Below are 17,038 nucleotides of genomic sequence, written 5' to 3' on the forward strand. Positions count from 1 at the left end.
TTTAAATCACCCTAACCTTCCTTCAGTCTTGTCTTATGGTACTCTGGCTGCTTAAAAACTGTCCGGAGTATTGATAAAAAACAAACAACAAGCAATAAGCCACCTAAAACAGGCAGAGGCTATTTTCAAAACTAAAGGCTATGACGAGGAAGCAATGCAGGTTTTCCAACTTTGGGGCGCGCTCTATTGGGGACTTCTGGGAAAGTGAGGTTTAGATGGAATTTTCTCTTCCCAGGCTCTGCTGGGAATACTTACCCCGAGGTTCGGCCTCCAAACACTATCAAAATAAGGAGAAAAAATCATGTATCAAGATACTAACAAAAGAAACAGCCCGCCGCCCATTGTTTTTATTATTGTACTCGGCTTAATTGGGTTTGGCGCATACAAGTTCCTTCCCGGTTTATTGAATGCCAAAAGTTCAAATACATCTACACCGACAACGAGCGCATCGGGAGCGATCGCAAGTCGCATCAGTTTAGGAAATCGGCTATTGGTGACATCCCAAACAACAGCAGAAAAAAAAGCCGGCGTTGAAGCTTTTGTCAATGGAGATTACCAAGCAGCCGTCAAAAAATTTCAGGATTCGCTGCAACAAAATCGCAACGATCCCGAAACGATTATTTATTTGAATAATGCCATTATTTATTTGAATAAGACCCCAGCCAGCAATGGTTCCCCCTTAAAAATTGCTGTCAGTGTCCCCATTGGTAGCAACCCCAATGTCGCCCAAGAAATCCTCCGAGGAGTCGCCCAAGCTCAGGATGAAATCAATAATAGCGGTGGCATCAACGGCGCAAAACTGCAAGTAGAAATTGTCAACGATGACAACAGTCCAGAGGTTATCAGAGATGTTGCAAAAGCATTAACAAACGATGCAAGTATACTAGCAGTAATTGGACACAATGCTAGCAACGCATCTCTCGAAGCTGCTCCGATCTATCAGCAAGAAAAACTGGTAATGGTGACACCGACGAGCTTTGCCAATAATCTATCGGGATTTGGCAGCTACATCTTTCGGACAGTACCCAATATTAGCTTAATGGCAGCTCCCTTAGCAGAATATGCAGTGAAAACAGCAGGTCAAACTAATATTGCCGTTTGTTATGACTCCCAAGCACCGGATAACATATCATTTAAAGATGAATTTGTTGCCTCTCTTACTGCTGCTGGTGGCAAATTAGTTCCAACTGTTTGCGACTTTTCTTTACCCTCTTTTAATGCGGAAAATGCCCTCGCCGATGCTGTCACCAAAGGTGCACAAGGATTGATGGTAGCGCCCCACATCGATCGCATTGACCGTGCCATCTCTCTAGCTCGCAGCAATCGAGGCAAATTGCCACTCTACGGCAGCACTACGCTCTACACCTTTCAAACTTTAAAAGATGGGCAAAAAGACGTTGACGGGCTTGTTTTGCCCGTTCCCTGGCATCCTGAAACTAATCCCGGTAGCCGTTTCCCAGAAAATGCCCGCCAGCGTTGGGGAGGCATTGTGAATTGGCGAACAGCAACGAGTTTTGATGCGACTCAAGCTGTGATCGCTGGCTTGCGACAAAGCAATACGCGGGAAGGATTGCAACAAGCACTCAGAAATGCGAGTTTTTCGGCAGCAGGATCGAGCGAGGATGTGAAGTTTTTGCCCACGGGCGATCGGGCTGGTAAGCCGATTTTAGTGCAAGTTAAACAAGGAGGAAGCACTGGCTATAACTTTGTCCCGCTGCGGTAAGTTTGTTAAGTGCGATCGCGCTCACATCTTGCACATTCTCAATCAGCCTTTCAGGGGCGGGCCGAATGCCCAACCCCTACTCCCCACAATAAAATTCCCTCTTTGTGGAACAGGCATCTTGCCTGTTTTTTAGCATGATTAAAATCTATTTTTCTGTTGAACTACCCAAATTTTTAAGATAAAATGAAATGAGTAGATTAAAGGAGAGCGTTGTGTATGATCGCGCCAGTTGAAACCAAAACCTACACCGCTGAGGAATATCTAGAATTAGAAATCAATTCTCAGGATCGGCATGAATTTATCAATGGGGAGATTGTTCTGATGGCTGGCGGCACACCGGATCACAATGAAATTACCACTAATTTAGTTGTTGCGCTGAAACTGGCGTTAAAAGGGAAACCATATCGGACTTTCAGTTCGGATCAGCGGCTTTGGGTTCCGCAGCTTAATAATTATACTTACCCGGATGTGATGGTGGTAGCGCGCCCGATCGAACTGCAATCTGGACGGACGGATACAATTACGAATCCGCTGCTAATTGCTGAGGTGCTGTCTAAAGGTACTAGAGCTTACGATCGAGATGAAAAGTTTGCTGCTTATCGCACTATTCCTAGTTTTAAGGAATATTTATTAATCGACCAATATCGGCTACAGGTGGAGCAATATTCTAAAACAGATGCGAATAAGTGGATTTTTTCGGAATATAGCTGTATGGGCGATAGGCTGACTTTAACCTCTATTCCTGTGGAGATTTCGCTGGCAGATTTGTATGAAAATATTGAGTTTGGTGAATAGGCGGACGCTTTTTTGTCAAATATCCCCAATAGTGGTAATATTCCCGTATATCGATCGGCTCTGATGGAGAACAGCCATCAGACGCAAGGGGGAAAGTTCGGTGCGAATCCGGCGCTGTCCCGCAACTGTAATGAGATCGTTGGATCTCTGAGTCAGGATGCCCGCCGATTTGTTTACAATCATGTTTTTCATCTGCGAGGTATGGATGATGGTGAGTTTATTATTTTTTTTATTATTGGATTGGGGTTTTTTAACCGCAGATATCAGCAGATAAACACAGATGAACGCTGATGTAATTCGATTTGTGTTCTGAAGGGTATCTTATTTTAAGGGAAATGAAAAGAAATGCGAGTTGAAGATAGTGTTTGGCAGGGTAGTTTTGGCTACTGGCAAAACTTGTTTATTCACCAAAATATTTTGCCGATCGGGCATACTGCTTGGAATGGTTTTTTGCATCGAGGACGAGGCTTGGTTGCTTGCAAAATCAATACTCCCATTAATGGCTCGGTGAATTGGAGTGTAGATACTATAAAGTACGATTTGCAATTTATTTCCGACTTGGAGGCAACCGTTTATTTACAGCAACTAGAAATAGAGGAAAATACTGTTTCCAATCTGCTGCAAATCATTGCTAGTTATGAACCCAAGGAAGCAATTATTTTTTTGTCGATCGCCAACGGTCACATTGATATCAATTTGTTGCAAAAGTTGGCAATTTCTCCTGTTGAGTGCTATGAACAAGTATGCAAGCGCTGGGAAGAATTTCAACTCTGCCCTAAATCCTAAAACTTACTAAAATTTCCGAATGCCGCAGCCAAAATCAATCGAAATTTCCAAAGTAACTCGCTACCAAAATGCAGCGCTTAATTACTATTTGGGCCTGACAGATTCGCCCTACCTTCACTACGGCTATTGGGAAACCCTACCTGTGCCCGCTGACGAACTAACGATCGCCCGATTGCGCCTCGCTCAGCAAGCTTATACTGTAAAACTGTTGGATGCAATCCCCAAAGGCACTCATACGATACTCGATGTGGGCTGCGGGATTGGCGGAAATGCGGCTTATTTGCTCGATCGAGGTTTTGCAGTCGAAGGGCTCGCACCCGATCCGTTTCAACAGCAGCGCTTTCTTAAGTGTACGGGCGATCGGGCAATCTTCCACCTCACGAGGTTTGAAGACTTCAAAGCAACCCATTTCTACGATCTTATTCTCTTTAGCGAAAGTAGCCAGTATATGTCGGCTGTTGATATTGCTAACGGTGCCGCCAAAATCCTCAATCAGGGTGGCTACGTTTTGCTGGCTGATATGCTACGATCTGATGCTAATTATAAAGAGGGAATGTTCTCTAATTGTCATGTTGTTACGGAACTTCATGCAGCATTAAAGCAGGCTGGATTCACTTTAGTAAAAACTGAGGATATTTCCGCCCATATTTTGCCAACAATCGATTTGTATGTAGATACTTTCCGCCGATATGGACTAAATACAATGATCTATGTTGCAGATTTGATTGCGATAACAGTTCCGCCCGTCCACAAATTCCTGCGCTGGATATTTCGCCGCTGGTTCAAGAAGTTGGTGGTTGAAGGATTGGAGGCAAGTCAACTTTTTGAGCAACATCTCTGTTATGAAATGCAACTTTGGCAGTTGTCAAAATCTGATCTAGGCTGACACAAATATAGCAATTCAATTCTACATCCTTTGTAATTTTCTTACTCCCTCCCCTTGATAAGGGGAGGGTTGGGGAGGGGTAAAAAGTTGACGACTGCTGCAAGGATTGCTATAGAATGGAAATCGGTAATCGGTAATTAGTAATCATTCATCGGTAATCGGTAATTGGAGGCAGAGCCTCCGGGTATTTATTCCCAGGCAGAGCCAGGGAACAAGGCTATAACAAATAACAAATATGTCTCAATGGATTCTCGAATTCGATCGCACTTCCTACTCCTATCCCTGCGGTTCGCGAGTGGCAATTCAGGGTTTAAATCTAAAAGTCCCCGCTGGCAAACGGTGCGGGCTGATCGGTCAAAATGGCTGTGGCAAAACCACCTTTTTTCTGTTAGCAAATGGCTTGTATCAACCGCAACAGGGAATCATTAGCTGGCAAGGTGAACCCTTTAGCTACGATCGCAAATCTTTGATGCAACTGCGCCAACAAATCGGACTCGTCTTTCAAAATCCCGAACATCAATTAGTAGCTTCGACGGTAGAAGAAGATATTTCCTATGGATTGTACAATTTAGGCTTGAGAGAATCCGAAATTGCTCAACAGGTGCAACAGGCGATCGAGCAATTCGATCTAAGCGAACTCACCCGCGAACCAATTCACAATCTCAGTTTGGGCCAGAAAAAGCGGGTTTCCATCGCCGATATCATGGTTCTCAAGCCCAAACTGCTGCTGCTAGATGAACCTACCGCCTATCTCGATCCGCGTCACACCCGACAACTGATCGGTTTACTTCAACAAATTCACAGCGCTGGAACCACTATCCTTTTAGCAAGTCACGACCTCGATTTCATCTACCGCTGGGCTGATTGGGTGTTTGTAATGGATCGAGGAAAATTGATTTTAGAAGGAACACCGGAAACCGTTTTTGCTCAGCGGGATGTGTTGGAACAATTGCAGCTTGGCGTACCACTGGCGATCGAGCTAATGGAGCAAATAAGGGCGATCGTTGAGAGAGATGGTAGCTCAAAAGTAAAGACTTTTGAGCAGTGGCAACAACAGATTTTACAAGCGCGCCGGCTGCTTTAAAGATTAAGCAGTTGTGTCATCGGCCGGGACAGGAACTTCATAGCGCAACTCCGCGAAGGCATCTCCATAAACCTTCGCGGATAAAAGTCTTAGCGGGGGTGTTGTGATCGTGCGCGGTAGCAACGGTGCTCCGCTACCAAGTGTCACCGATGCAATTGACACAATTACCTCATCAAGCAACCCACGATCGTAAAATTGACCGACCAGATCGCCACCTCCTACAAGCCAAATATTCTTGTTTCCTGCCACCGCGATCATCTCTTGATGGACAGGTAAGACATCCCCTTTCACAAATCGAATATCTGCACCCTCGATCGCAGGCATAGTCCGAGAGGTAAATACCCAAGCCGGTTGTTCATAAGGCCATGCTTGGGGATGATCGGCACCTTCATCCATCTGATGGGTCAGAATCCATTCATAAGTAGTTGCTCCCATTGCTACTGCCCCTACTTCGCGGAGGAAATTAGGATAGCTGTCTCCCGCCTCGCCGAACTGAAACAACCAATCGAGAGAGTTGTGTGAATCAGCAATAAAACCATCTAAGCTGGCGGAGGTGTAATATTGAGTTTTCATTAAAAGTAACCTCTAAAATGCCTTTACGGATTAAAAGACAAAACGCCTTCTATTGTAGAGCGTTCAAGCGTGCCTTGTCTATAATTTAAAAAAGTGAAAGATAGCGATCGCACTCTTCACCTTCATTTCCCGTTATTTGGTGAGGAGATGAACGGGTGACGAGGTGCGATCATCACCCTAATGGCTAGCAGCTTGGTGTAGTGGTGGCGATCGAGCTTATGGAGCAAATCAGGGCGATGTTTCCCCCAGACGATCTCTCAAAAATCCCCGCTTTCGAGCAATGGCAACAACAAATTTTACAAGCACGTCGGCTGCTTTAACGAGACTTAGATAATTGATAATTGGCGTTGCTGATTCACGGTATGAATCACCTTTGAGCTGAAGTTACAAAACTTACCCTCAAGCGGGTTTATAGCAATTGAGAAATCTTGAATTCATACCTCTATTCAGCAACGACTGGGGGGAAGTTCAGATTACACATTACCAATTAAAAATTGATTTAGGAAAAAGGCGATCGCCCCACTGCCGATCGGCACAGTGAGATTGTCAATTCCCAGCTTGGAAACCGACTCCAAAGTAGCAGCAACTAAAGCTACAACAGCCGACACAGCCCAAGTTTGCCAAACTGCGCCTTGAACCGCCAGCAAAATCAAACTGCTAACAGCAAAACTCACCAAATACATAGTTGCAGAACCTTCCCAACTCTTCTTAATTCCCCCAACTCGATAAATATGTTTGCCGTATTTCTGGCCGATGACAGCAGCCAATCCGTCGCCCCAAGTCATGACTAAAATGCCCAAAGCAGCGTACTCCTGATGTTGTAGCGGCCAAAACCAAGCTACGAGAACGCTGATACTAACAGCATAGAAAAAAGTCCCCAAACTCTTCCGGTTGATACTGTTAAGACTGGGCAAAATCGGAACTTGGTAAGAAATTAGGGCGATCGCACCTGCTAAAACCCCTGCCGAAACCCCCACCCAACCGGGTATTTCCAGCCACCACGCCAGCAAAATCACGTTCCCAGTACCGATGTGAACCACCTTCCGCGATACTTCCGGATCGACAGAAGTAAAGCGATTTAACCCCTCAGCTACCAATAAAATCAAGCCCAACCAGACTCCCACGAGGGAAATTTGCAGCCACACAGTCGGAATTTCAGAAAATATAGACACGATATTTAGGAAAAACTTATTTACATCAGGCACTCTTTACTACTTTAGTGGAAAGCGCGATCGCTCTGTTCAGTGTTGGGAGGATTTTCAACCGTCGCTACGGTATAATTTACTCGTTCTCCTGTGGTCGCTTTTGGAGACAAGGTGAGTTAGTCTAATCAAATTTAGTCGTTTGAAGTTTTGAGAGGCTCAGAGAATCTGATTACTATGCAGTATGTCTTAATTATTCATGAAGTAGAAAATTATGAAGCTTGGAAACAGGTATTCGATCGTGCTGAAAGCATCCGAAAAGAAGCTGGCGAGCGCTCCTATCAGGTCTTGAAGTATGACAATGAACCAAACAAAATTGTTCATTTCTCCGCGTGGACATCAATCGCAGATGCTAGGGCGTTTTTTGAGTCGCCTAGACTGGTTAAAATTAGAGAAGAAGCCGGAGTTAAAGCTCCTGAGTTTATTTATCTCGACCAATTAGAGTCAGGAGTATTGTGAAAGACCTATTTGTATAATGTAAGTTGTTCAAACTATGTGATTATGTTTTGAGTATGTACGACGGTAGCTACTACCAGCTAATGGCAGAGTACAATTGCTGGATGAATCAAAATCTATATTCGGTCTGCTCGGCAATTCCTGATGAACAGCGCAAACAGGATATGGGTGCCTTTTTTAAGTCGATTCATGGCACTTTGAATCACTTACTGTATGGTGACAAAGCATGGATGGGTCGTTTCACTCTTCACCCATTTTCTGGTACCGTTATCGGTCAAGAACTGTATGCTGACTTTGAGGTTTTGAGAGCAGAACGGGAGACAACGGATCGGCAAATTATAGAATGGTCTAGACACCTTAATTCTGACTGGTTGAGTCAACCATTTGAGTACACAAGCAATGTAGATGGTAAATGCCGCGTGCTACCGACTTGGGTTTTGGTGACACATATGTTCAATCATCAAACTCACCATAGAGGGCAAATTACCACACTGCTCAAACAACTTGGCTACGACCCAGGCGTTACAGATATTCCGTGGCTACCCGCTATATCAATCGGATAATTTCAGGTTGGATAGCTACACGCCTGAAGACTCGGCGGTTAAAACCTAGTCTACACTTGCCTCTCGTCCCAGCAGAGGGAGACTGAAGAAAATCAAGAATTCATATCAATTCCGGTTGCACGAGCGAGATGATTGTTGACTGTTGACTGTTGGCCGTTGACTAAAATTATGCTTTCGGGACAACTGACTGTTTGGACACTTGAACAATACTGATACAACCGGAAACGAGATGAAACGATCATCGAGCCATAGAAATAGCAGGAGAAACTGGCACTCCTGCTAAACCACTACTATTTGGGCGAATTCGCGCCTTGTTACGCCGGCACTCCCAAGGGGATGCCTTTGTTGTCAACCACAGCGACGGCTTGTCGCAAGGCTGCGGTACGATCGCTCATGACATGCTCTGGCGCGATCAGATCCAACAATCCCAACTTCTGCAAGCGCTGCTGAATTTTCTCGCTGGCACCGACGATGTAAACCTGCAAACCCTTATCGCAGGCATCGCGAATCGCATTTTCGATCGCCAGCGAAGCCGTCACTCCCAGCATGGGCACAGCACTCAAATCCATCACCAAAGCATCCGCATCCTTCATAGCATTGTGTTCGCGGGAGATCGCCTTCGACAACCCAAAAATCATCGGGCCGCTCAAGCAGAACAGCAACACGCGCCCCCTACCCCGATCCAAGAGTTGCTTCTCCTCCTGACTGAGGAGAACCTCATCATCCGTATCGGAAATCAGCTTCACTCCTGCAGACTGCAAACTACTCAACCGTTCGATCGTCAGGATATTGGCAATAAAGACGCCCACACCCACCGCGACAATCAGATCCACAAACACAGTCAAAAACAGCACCCCGTACATGATCAGGGAACCCTTAACAGATACTTTGTGCGATCGTTTCAGGAAACTCCAGTCAAGAATATCAATCCCCACCTTCAGCGCAATCCCCGCCAACACCGCCATCGGAATCGGTTCAGTTAACTTCGCCGCCCCCAAAACCACCACCAGCAACACCAACGCCCGAGTTAAACCCGACAACGCCGAAGTCGCGCCTGTTTGGATATTGACCACAGTTCCCATCGTTGCCCCGGCGCCCGGTAAGCCACCGCAGATCCCCGATACGATGTTGCCAATTCCTTGACCGATCAACTCCTTATCGGACTTGTGCTCGGTCCGCGTTAGACTGTCCGCCACCACTGCCGTCAGCAAGGTATCGATACAGCCCAGCATCCCCAGCATCACCGCATCCACAAACATCACCGTGATTTGACCGGCGGAAAAAGTCGGCAATTGCAAGGGGGGCAGTCCCACCGGAATTTCGCCAATCCGGCGAATCTCCGCGCCCTGGAACACAGTCATGGAAATTACCGTGCCGACAATCAGCGCTATCAATTGCGGGGGTACGATTTTCTTCACCTGTTTGGGCATCAGGAAAATAATTGCCACCGTCAAGGCACCCAGAATTGCTTCCGGCGGATTTATGTTCGCTAGCAACTGCGGAATTGCTAAAAAAGTGCCCAAAACACCGCCCTTGGGCGGGGCTTGACCCAGAAAGGGTGCAATTTGCAGAATGATCAAAATCACGCCAATTCCCGACATAAAGCCGGAAATCACGCTGTAGGGCATCAGGGTGATGTATTTCCCTAGCTTGAAAATACCAAAGATGATTTGACACAACCCCGCCAGCATCACAACGGTAAACGCCATTGCTAGCCCTTGTTCGGGATTGCTGGCGGTGAGGGATGCGACGATCGCAGTCATCACCACAGTCATCGGCCCGGTGGGTTCAGAAATCAGTGTTGGGGTGCCACCAAACAGCGCCGCAAAGAAGCCAACGCAAATGGCACCGTACAGTCCCCCGATCGGCCCGACTCCGGAAGCGACCCCGAAGGCGAGGGCCAGGGGCAGCGAGACGATGGCAGCCGTGACACCGCCGAAGATGTCGCCCTTGAGATTATTAAAACGAATCTGATTAGTTATTGACATGAGTGGTGCATTAATAAACTAGACAGAATTTAACAATGCTGACTTTGATCCCTTTACCCAGTGTCTGGGCAAAAGTTTTCCCTAATCGCCTGACAGATAGCACAAGCAGGGCAGACCCAAGGAAAGGTCTGTACTTGTGCCCGATCGATGTCAAACTCGTAAATACTTAATTTTTTAGTATTTCTTAATTTCTTAATTTAATGTAAAACGTGTCCGATCGAATTTTTATTTTTTGCTGCCGACTCTCGGAACAATCCCCCGCAAGTTCCTGCTCTAGCCAAATCTGAACCAATCTCAAGGCCAGACAAAACCCCGTACTCTTATTAAAATTAATATATGAGCCGCTGCTGATAATTAATAACTCTTATTGATGGTTATTTCATCAACTCTCGCACAAACTCAAACGCCCTTGGACGCAACTCGACGGGCAGCAGCGACAATCCCAAACCAGCCCACATTTTCGCATCAGAAACCGACTTTCCAGCCCGCACCATCGATCGCCCTTTTGCAGTTTCACCCACCTCAATCAGTCGCAAACCTAGCGCTAATTGAGTTTCGGCAATCCTTTTGAGCCTGACTGTTTCCAACTTCTCCGACTCAAACTCGTACCCGGTCAAATAGCGCAATTTATCGCTTAAATACGGAATTGCCCGATCGACTCCTTGCTGTCCTGCATGAACTCGATACTCCATCAACAGCTCCGGCAAGTAGTAGCACTTTTTGCCCGCAATCGCAAGTCTCACAAACAAATCGTTATCTTCGCAATTTTGCAAATTCGGCCGCAGAAATCCGACTTCTTCCAGCGCGCGGCGTCGAAACAAAGTCGCCCCTATTTGCAAACTCTGTCTCAGAAACACTGCAGGGAGCAAATCTTCAATAATTCCCGGCGATAATTCGGTGCGGCCCCACCGCTGCGAATTGAGTTTCGTCTGGTTTTCGTCAATATAATTGTTAATGTCGATCACCCAGTGATCGGTACTGACAAAATCGATGCTGGGGTCTTTATCTAAAATAGCCGATGTCCGCTCTAGAAATTGCGCGCTCAGGCGATCGTCATCGTCAAACTTGATAAAATATTTGCCCCTTGCTGCCGCAAAGCCCGATCGCATATTATTACTCTTGCCGATATTCTGCGGGTGGCGAATGTAGCGAATCCCGCGATCGACAAATTCCGACATCAACAGAGGAGTGCTGTCAGTAGAACCGTCATCACAGATAATTAATTCAAAATCTGTATAAGTTTGAGCGAGCACGCTGGCGATCGCACTTGCCAACAAATGCACTCGATTGTAAGTAGGAATGCAAACGCTAATTTTCGGCACTACGACTATTGTCAATTTTAAATTGTGGAAAAAATTCGCACTTCAGTCTAGGAAAATAAACCACCAATGCCCAATGCCCTGTTTGGCCAATGTATTTTAACTCAAACGAGCCGTACACTCCAGAATTAACTTTTGATTCACCAAAGCAAAAGGTTGAATTTCCAAAGCGCGACGAAAAGCTTGAATAGCATTTAGGTATTCTCCCAAGGCAGCGTAGCACAAACCCAGGCCGTGCAACGCCCCAAAATGCACCGGGTTGAGTTTGAGGACAATTTCGCAGTCGTCGATCGACTTTTTATAATTTCCTTGAGTATAGTGAAGTACGGCGCGTCGGTTCCAAGCTTCCGCAAAATCCGGCGCTTCCGCAATCAATTTCGTCAGCAAATCCAAAGCGTGGTGAACATCGCCTGCATCCAGCGAAACTTGCGATCGCCTGAGAATTTGCATCCCATAGTCACCCTTCTGGTTAAACCAAGTGCGCCAGAGTTCTGTAGTTGCCCGATCGCGAACACTTTCGTCGGGCTTTTTCAAGTCTTCGAGCAGCGCCTTAACAGATAATTCGTCCATAGGTGAGAAGATTGTTAAAAAGATTTTATCAATCAATTTTATCGCGCAAGCGGCAACTTTATTTATTCCACATCCCATGAAGATTTTGATGCTTTCCTCGACTTTTCCCTATCCACCCAGCCGCGGAGGAACTCAGGTAAGGACGTTTAATTTATTACAATACTTGAGCCGGCGACATGATGTAATTCTCGGCACTGTACGATCGCCCGATGTCACCGATGCACAAATCGACGCATTGCGCCAGCAAGTTGCAGAATTGGCAGTTTTTCCCCATCCGCAGACACCCCCCCAACCCCCCCTTGCTAAGGGGGGGCTAAGACTCCAGCAGGAGACTGAGGAAGGATTTTTACCTCCCCCCCTTAACAAGGGGGAGACTGAGGGGGGGTTCTCTGAAATAATAGGAAAATTCCACAGATTCAGTCGATTTTTGTTGTCCGGGACACCTCCAAACGTACTCTCAAGCTACTCCCAAGCAATGCAGAATTGGGCCGACGAATTGGTAACAGCAGGCAAATGCGATGCTGTCACCTGCGAACACAGCGTTAACGAGATTTACGTGCGTCCAGAATGGCGGCAAAAACTGCTGACAGTGGCAAACATTCACAGTTCCGTTTGGGGAACTTGCAGGGAAATGTTAGCAACCGGCACCTCCGAAAAACCCCTGCGCGATCGACTAAATTTACCGCTACTCGCCCGCTACGAAAAACGCTACTGTTCCAAATTCTCCCGCATTGTTGCGACAACATCCACAGACAGAGAGCAACTCCTCGAATTACTGTTGCCTCCGGTTCGAGTGCGAGGAAAACAAGATTTTTTTGTACCTCCCATAGATGTAATTCCTAACGGCGTGGATTTAACTCAATTTCCCTATAGGCTGATCGATCCGGGAGGACACACCTTAATTTTTGCAGGCGCAATGAACAATTTGCCCAATATTGACGCGGCGCGGTTTCTCAGTTTGCAAATACTGCCACCTTTGCAGCAGCGCTATCCTGATGCTACCCTCACCCTAGTAGGGGCTTCGCCAGTCCCGGAAGTGATCGCCTTGGGGGAACTTCCGGGAATTCAAGTAGTAGGTCGGGTGCAAAGGGTGGCAGAATATTTGCATCAAGCTGCTGTTTGTGTGGTGCCGATGCGGATTGGTTTTGGGATTAAAAATAAAACTTTGGAGGCGATGGCTGCGGGAACTCCCGTGGTTGCTAGCGATCGAGGTTTGGAGGGTTTAGCCGTCGATGGCGGCCCACAACTGATAAGGGCCTTGCGGGCGAACAAAGTTCAGGAGTATGTTGAGGCGATCGCCAGTTTGTTTGAAAATCAGCAGCTAAGACAGGAACTCTCTGTCAACGCTCGATCGCTTGTGGAAAGCCAATACACTTGGGATATCATAGGTCGGCAGTACGATCGGCTATTGCAATTTTAAACTCTAAATTCTAAAATCTAAATTCTAAAATGGCATGATGGAACACAAAATTAACCCCTCAAAAAATCGAGCCAAACCCCCAGAAAATCCCAAAGTTGCTCCTCCTCCGACAAGACGCCGGCGCCAAACCCGACGCCCCAAAAATCTTCAAGAGTCCCAGCGTCCAATACCTACTCCCCGAACTCGCGCCAGATATCCCTGGAAAAGACTGATAGCTAATTTGACAGCCCTCAGCGTCTTGGCTGGCTGTGCTGCTTTAATGGGAGGCGGCGCTTGGCTGAGTTATCAGCTCATCGTCGATCCCAATGGCAACAAGTTGATCTCTCAGTTTGTGCCTGAATGGTCGCGCCTGCCTACAGGTAGCAGAGATTCGATCCAAACTCTCGATCAAATCAAAGCCAGCATCCGCAAATTGGGATTCGTAACCGGAGAACCCCTGCCGCTTCCCGTCGATCAATCCCGCGATAATTCTATTTCCGATTTGCTATTGCCGGTGATGGTAGAAAGAACTGTTAAGGCTTCTACTGTTTGCAAAAATCCTTGTCGTCAAATTGTCGAACTTCGGGTGTACAAGCGGGTGCAGTTGCCCGATCGCAGTTCCGATAAAGAGCAGTATTTTCAGCTAGCAAGTTCTGTGAATGTAGAAGGCCCTGCGGAATCTTTTGTCATTGCTTCTTTAGCTGACTCTACATCTGACAATCAAGCCTCGAATCAGTCGTTACCCCTAACAGAACTGCGCCGCTTTGACGGAAAGCCCCCCGCCTCGGGCATTTGGTTTAATGTCAGCGGTAAACTAATGCGGGGCGACAAGAAAATTCCCTACGGACAAGTCGTTCGCTACAACCCCAGCCAAAATCATTTAATCTCGCTGTTGGAGTGGGCGAGTGCGGCCGGACAACCGCCGAATTGGCAGCAAATTGTTAAGGGCGAAAACCCGCAGTTGGCGATCGACCAAACAGTTGGTTTAGAGCCGCAATTTACCCTTTATCAAATTGGCCCGCGCAAATTTTTGCCGAACCCAGTTCAGTTAACGGCGATTTCTTTAGAAGAATTTGCCTTCAATGACGAGACTTACAAAAATGGGCTGCGACTGGCGAAAAGCGGGCTGTGGTCTCCAGCATTAAATGTTATGCGTGTGGCGAAGGGGAAAGCTGGAAAAAATTGGCCCGCAGTCGCGCAAGCTCAGCTAGAAACGATCGAATTTCACGCTAAAATTACTCGGGCTCAGGCGATCGCATCTTGGGCAAGTCCCGGTCAACAAGTTCTCGCAGAATTGATCGACGGCCGCTGGGCCGAAGCTTTGCAAGTATTTGAAGCCGATCCGAGTAACAGTCACGAAATAGCCACAACCCTCAAAAATGACAGCGGGCGGATCTGGAACCGCATCGACGCCGCCTTGAGAGTAAATGCCGCTGACGCCGATGTCAAGGCTTGGGGCGCCCTGATTGTAGCGTCTCAAGACGGAACTCGTGAGGCGATGAATTGGCTCGACCAGCAATCAGATACTGACAGCGAAACAAGAACTCGAATTCGGAATTTGGTCAACAAACTTCAGGAAGCAGTTTCTCAGGCGGAAAGTTTAGAAGACCACAAGAGTCAAATTATGGGTTCTGCTACTTTAATTAACAGTGTCAATCCCGCTGAGTGGCTGGAACCAGAACCGAACAATGAGTTAAAATTGGCAGGAGAACAAGTTTGGTATCAGGTGCAGGTAGCGAGTTTTTACGATGGTAGTCGCTGGGTTAATTCGCCATTTTCTGATGTAGAAGTGAGCTCTTTTCCTGCTACTCAAGTCAAGTGGCTCTGGGGGCGGCTAGGATTACAGGCTGACCCCAAGATTAAAATTGAGGTAGCGATGGCTAACGGTCAACAAAGAGTTGCTGTAGGAACGGTGAAAGCAGTGCAGATTCAAGACGGAAGTCTGCGCTTGCTGGCGGCGGTTGACAAGCGATCGTAATCTGGCAGAAAGCATTCGGCAGATAGAACAGTCCCGGAGGCACTCTTGACACAAAGAAACCGGGTTTTTTTACCGTTTCTGCCGATTGCAACAGAAGTATTTTCGTAAAAAAACCCCGTTTCCTGGCACCCATGCGTCCAAAACTAGGAAAAAGGAAAATGCTTTCTTCTCCCCCTCCCGCAACTCATCGAGAAGCGCAATCTCAAAACTCTTCCCCTTGCCACTTATCGCTCTTGAACAACAATGCAGACAAAAATTTTGTTAATTAAATTAACACAAGTTGCACACAAAAAACCCAGAACTCTCAAATCGCGCCTTTTTTAGAGAGTGCTGCAATCATCTGGCGTTTGACTGCTTTAGCCCAAAGCTCAAACTCCAAACTGTTGATATTGTTAATTTTCACTTCCTCAACAGGCTGAGTTGGGGCTTCTTTCTGTGCTGTAGTCTCCATTGTTTTTTCCTCGTACAAAAATTGTTAGTAGTCGATCGCAAACGGTTAACGTCATACATCTATTTTATGAATTAATTCCTGCGATTAATTACACTAAAGGCAGAGATTTTAACCATAAAATGCAGTAAATACATTGAGATAATGCAATTTACGAATATAATGTAAGAAAATCCTACAACCATTGCTGTATATAGGCTTTCCCTGACATTAAAATCTTACAATTTACATTGTTTGGCACTATCAAACCAATAGTTATGTTAGTAAAATTATTTTTAAATGAATGTATTGACATATACAGCCCAAAATCATTTTGTTGAATTCACATAGTGCCGTAAAGTCGATCGCCCGCATCTCCCAGTCCGGGTACAATATAGCCGTGCTCGTCCAAACACTCGTCAACAGCAGCCGTATAAATCTGCACGTCAGGGTGTTGTTCGTGAAAGTGCCCCACTCCCTCCGGCGCTGCCAGTAAGCACAAAAATTTAATAGACTTCGGATTAACTTCTTTCAGCCTATCCACTGCCGCCACTGCTGAATTACCAGTAGCCAGCATCGGATCGACAATTAAAACATCTCGCTGTTCGATATCCTGGGGAACTTTGAAATAATATTCAATCACCATCCGAGTTGTCGGATCGCGGTACAAACCAATATGTCCTACCCTCGCAGACGGAATCAGCTCTAAAATACTATCTAACAGTCCCTGACCAGCGCGCATAATCGAAATAATTACAATTTTCTTTTCTGCCGCCAGCACCGGTGCATTCATTTTGGCGATCGGCGTTTCTATTAGTTCGTATTTTAGCGGCAAATCTCGCGTCACTTCATAGGCTAGCAGCAGTCCAATCTCTTTCAGCAATTGGCGAAATTTGGCCGTGCTCGTTTGAGTTTGCCGCATCAGAGTTAACTTGTGCTGTATCAAAGGATGGTCAATGACAGTAACTTTAGGACTCATTTTTTTGAATAATTAATTAGCTTTATTCTAACTTATCAGCCATCAACGCCTTCTTGACGAAAAAAAAATCGGTTTCTGTGACCCCTACATCCAGGACTACTTATATCAAACCTGTATTGAAAACAGGAATACCGCGCGAATAAAATTCGCTTCTACACTTGCCTTTTTTCCGCGCAGCGCGACACTAAATATGCGAGGTTTGAAAATACACAAATATGTCATTCTCTCGTTTCCTCTCCTTCCGGCCCTCTGCCTGGGAACGCACATCCGGGGACAAAAGCCTCCCGACTGGTCTCGCTCGCTTTCTCGC

At 46.4% G+C, this 17,038-nt stretch carries 16 protein-coding genes and 1 riboswitch; of the genes, 9 read left to right on the forward strand and 7 right to left on the reverse strand.

What is annotated here, in order from left to right; all coding sequences use genetic code 11:
• The first annotated feature begins 301 nt into the window (after window positions 1-301).
• From QUA07_RS21700 to QUA07_RS21720, 5 genes are all read left to right on the forward strand, one after another.
• Window positions 302-1,723, forward strand: a complete 1,422-nt coding sequence (locus tag QUA07_RS21700) for an ABC transporter substrate-binding protein (RefSeq protein ID WP_333329077.1) — start codon at window positions 302-304, stop codon at window positions 1,721-1,723.
• 216 nt (window positions 1,724-1,939) lie between these two features.
• Entirely contained in the window at window positions 1,940-2,518 is a 579-nt protein-coding gene (locus QUA07_RS21705; RefSeq protein WP_333329080.1) for a Uma2 family endonuclease, read from the forward strand.
• A 38-nt stretch (window positions 2,519-2,556) separates the two neighbouring features.
• Window positions 2,557-2,701: riboswitch (cobalamin riboswitch) on the forward strand.
• 162 nt (window positions 2,702-2,863) lie between these two features.
• Window positions 2,864-3,304 carry a hypothetical protein gene (locus tag QUA07_RS21710; protein ID WP_333329084.1) on the forward strand — a complete coding sequence of 147 codons (441 nt, stop codon included), beginning with the start codon at window positions 2,864-2,866 and terminating at the stop codon, window positions 3,302-3,304.
• Window positions 3,305-3,323: 19 nt separating this feature from the next.
• A complete protein-coding gene (locus QUA07_RS21715) occupies window positions 3,324-4,190 on the forward strand; it encodes a methyltransferase domain-containing protein (RefSeq protein ID WP_333329086.1) in 867 nt (288 codons plus the stop codon).
• Between the two features lie 235 nt (window positions 4,191-4,425).
• Window positions 4,426-5,274 (forward strand): ABC transporter ATP-binding protein, encoded by an 849-nt coding sequence (locus QUA07_RS21720; RefSeq protein ID WP_333329089.1) that lies wholly within the window; start codon window positions 4,426-4,428, stop codon window positions 5,272-5,274.
• A gap of 3 nt (window positions 5,275-5,277) precedes the next feature.
• On the opposite strand, the gene QUA07_RS21725 is transcribed toward QUA07_RS21720, so the two are convergent.
• Together QUA07_RS21725 and QUA07_RS21730 are read right to left on the reverse strand one after the other, a co-directional pair.
• Window positions 5,278-5,847 carry a dihydrofolate reductase family protein gene (locus QUA07_RS21725; protein ID WP_333329091.1) on the reverse strand — a complete coding sequence of 190 codons (570 nt, stop codon included), beginning with the start codon at window positions 5,845-5,847 and terminating at the stop codon, window positions 5,278-5,280.
• Window positions 5,848-6,320: 473 nt separating this feature from the next.
• A complete protein-coding gene (locus tag QUA07_RS21730; RefSeq protein WP_333329094.1) occupies window positions 6,321-7,019 on the reverse strand; it encodes a diacylglycerol/polyprenol kinase family protein in 699 nt (232 codons plus the stop codon).
• 207 nt (window positions 7,020-7,226) lie between these two features.
• Between QUA07_RS21730 and QUA07_RS21735 the strand changes: the two genes are divergently transcribed.
• Window positions 7,227-7,508, forward strand: coding sequence for an antibiotic biosynthesis monooxygenase (locus QUA07_RS21735; RefSeq protein WP_190733824.1), 282 nt, complete (start codon window positions 7,227-7,229; stop codon window positions 7,506-7,508).
• Between the two features lie 53 nt (window positions 7,509-7,561).
• On the forward strand, window positions 7,562-8,068 hold the full coding sequence (locus QUA07_RS21740; protein WP_190656062.1) for a DinB family protein: 507 nt from the start codon (window positions 7,562-7,564) through the stop codon (window positions 8,066-8,068).
• A 314-nt stretch (window positions 8,069-8,382) separates the two neighbouring features.
• On the opposite strand, the gene bicA is transcribed toward QUA07_RS21740, so the two are convergent.
• The 3 genes from bicA to QUA07_RS21755 form a co-directional block, all read right to left on the reverse strand.
• On the reverse strand, window positions 8,383-10,056 hold the full coding sequence (bicA, locus tag QUA07_RS21745) for a bicarbonate transporter BicA (RefSeq protein WP_333329098.1): 1,674 nt from the start codon (window positions 10,054-10,056) through the stop codon (window positions 8,383-8,385).
• A gap of 374 nt (window positions 10,057-10,430) precedes the next feature.
• Window positions 10,431-11,378: a glycosyltransferase gene (locus QUA07_RS21750; RefSeq protein WP_333329202.1), complete on the reverse strand. Its 948-nt coding sequence runs from the start codon at window positions 11,376-11,378 to the stop codon at window positions 10,431-10,433.
• A 96-nt stretch (window positions 11,379-11,474) separates the two neighbouring features.
• Window positions 11,475-11,945, reverse strand: a complete 471-nt coding sequence (locus QUA07_RS21755) for a tetratricopeptide repeat protein (protein ID WP_333329100.1) — start codon at window positions 11,943-11,945, stop codon at window positions 11,475-11,477.
• Between the two features lie 76 nt (window positions 11,946-12,021).
• Between QUA07_RS21755 and QUA07_RS21760 the strand changes: the two genes are divergently transcribed.
• Both QUA07_RS21760 and QUA07_RS21765 read left to right on the forward strand, forming a co-directional pair.
• Window positions 12,022-13,365: a glycosyltransferase family 4 protein gene (locus QUA07_RS21760; protein ID WP_333329103.1), complete on the forward strand. Its 1,344-nt coding sequence runs from the start codon at window positions 12,022-12,024 to the stop codon at window positions 13,363-13,365.
• 34 nt (window positions 13,366-13,399) lie between these two features.
• Window positions 13,400-15,322, forward strand: coding sequence for a hypothetical protein (locus QUA07_RS21765; RefSeq protein ID WP_333329106.1), 1,923 nt, complete (start codon window positions 13,400-13,402; stop codon window positions 15,320-15,322).
• 304 nt (window positions 15,323-15,626) lie between these two features.
• On the opposite strand, the gene QUA07_RS21770 is transcribed toward QUA07_RS21765, so the two are convergent.
• Together QUA07_RS21770 and upp are read right to left on the reverse strand one after the other, a co-directional pair.
• A complete protein-coding gene (locus QUA07_RS21770; RefSeq protein WP_006635359.1) occupies window positions 15,627-15,773 on the reverse strand; it encodes a hypothetical protein in 147 nt (48 codons plus the stop codon).
• Between the two features lie 319 nt (window positions 15,774-16,092).
• Window positions 16,093-16,728 (reverse strand): uracil phosphoribosyltransferase, encoded by a 636-nt coding sequence (upp, locus tag QUA07_RS21775; protein WP_333329110.1) that lies wholly within the window; start codon window positions 16,726-16,728, stop codon window positions 16,093-16,095.
• Window positions 16,729-17,038 lie beyond the last annotated feature (310 nt).

Origin of the sequence: Microcoleus sp. T3_A4, from assembly GCF_036700465.1 — a bacterium.
Classification (GTDB): Bacteria; Cyanobacteriota; Cyanobacteriia; order Cyanobacteriales; family Microcoleaceae; genus Microcoleus.